Source organism: Acinetobacter sp. YH01018 (assembly GCF_013420295.1).
Classification (GTDB): Bacteria; Pseudomonadota; Gammaproteobacteria; order Pseudomonadales; family Moraxellaceae; genus Acinetobacter.
Window position 1 is genome coordinate 1 of sequence record NZ_VOYL01000117.1, and the last position, 1,370, is coordinate 1,370.

Genomic DNA, 1,370 nt, shown 5'->3' on the forward strand with positions numbered 1-1,370 from the left:
GGCATAGGTATCTACACAATTTCCGAGCTTTGCGTTAAATTGAAGAGCATGCTCTTCAATTTCACATCTCTGGTCTGGATCAGCGTCTTGTCAAACGCTATAACAGCCTTGTAAAACTCAATATGAATCCTCTTGCTTCACTTGCTCCCGCAATCAAAGACCTAGCCTCTACCCAAAAGTCGAGTTTCTCAACTACACAGGCAGTTTGGCGATTCCTGAATAATGATAAAATCTCTTTTAGTCAATTAAACCAGCCGATTAAGCTTCTTGCATGCGAACAGATCAAGACATCACCGCATCAGTATGCATTAATCGTTCATGACTGGTCTCAGCTGCAGTATGTGAAGCACAATCATAAGGTTCAGCGTCTTCAAAGAACACAGGTGAATTCAGGCTATGAATTGCAAAGCAGTTTACTTGTCGATGCATCATCAGGGCTCCCGATTGCGCCATTAGCTCAGACGCTAACAGATGCATCCGGCTGTTACTCTACATTCAGTGAACAATACAGCGAGCGCAAGTCCCATTTGGACTCACTCGCAGAACAAATTAAAACGATTGAACAGTATCCGATTGAGAAAACAAAAGTCCATATCATTGACCGTGAAGGAGACTCGATTGCCCACTTGAGGGAAATCAGCAGCCATGGTTTTAAATGGTTGATCCGGGCCAAAGAAAGCCATCGGATTGAGCATCAAGGGGAAACCTACAAAGTTGCAGAAGCCGCAGAAAAAGTAGTAACTCAGCAGGTTAAGCCGATTGCTTATAAAGGAAACCGGCATATGCTGCATGTTGGAGAAACCGATATTCGGATAACGCGTGCAGCAAAGCCGAAGAGAAAAGACGATTCAGGCCAACGGGTTACTCCCCAGCCAGGCAAGGCGGTTGCAGCCAGATTAATTGTTGCTGTGGTGAAAGATGCTCAAGGTAAAACAGTCGCGAGATGGTCGCTGATCAGCAATGTTTCTTCAGAGATTGATGCGGTAGAACTAACCACCTGGTATTACTGGCGCTGGACAATTGAGTGCTATTTCAAGCTTCTCAAGCAGGCAGGCCATGACGTTGAATCATGGCTTCAGACCACACCTGCAGCGATTTTAAGACGGCTCCTGATCAGCAGTATGGCGTGTGTGCTGACTTGGCGAATACAGCGTTCTGAAGATGAACAAAATCAGAAAATTCGTATATTTCTGGCCCGTCTTTCAGGCCGACAGCAGAAGAGAGGTAAGTTGGAAAGTGCACCTGCAATATTGGCAGGACTTTCGATTTTACTGAACACTCTTCAACTGCTCTCGGAATATTCAATAGATGAACTGAATGAAATCGCAACAATTGCATTAGGTACCTAAAGATGTGTAGATACCTATGCC

General features: G+C 44.9%; 1 protein-coding gene. It reads left to right on the forward strand.

What is annotated here, in order from left to right; all coding sequences use genetic code 11:
• Positions 1-122: 122 nt before the first annotated feature.
• Positions 123-1,349 (forward strand): transposase, encoded by a 1,227-nt coding sequence (locus tag FTT83_RS15880; RefSeq protein ID WP_180174931.1) that lies wholly within the window; start codon positions 123-125, stop codon positions 1,347-1,349.
• Positions 1,350-1,370 lie beyond the last annotated feature (21 nt).

Bases quoted from the DNA above. Each gene is read 5' to 3' on its own strand.
- FTT83_RS15880 (WP_180174931.1), top strand. From the start codon at position 123: ATGAATCCTCTTGCTTCACTTGCTCCCGCAATCAAAGACCTAGCCTCT.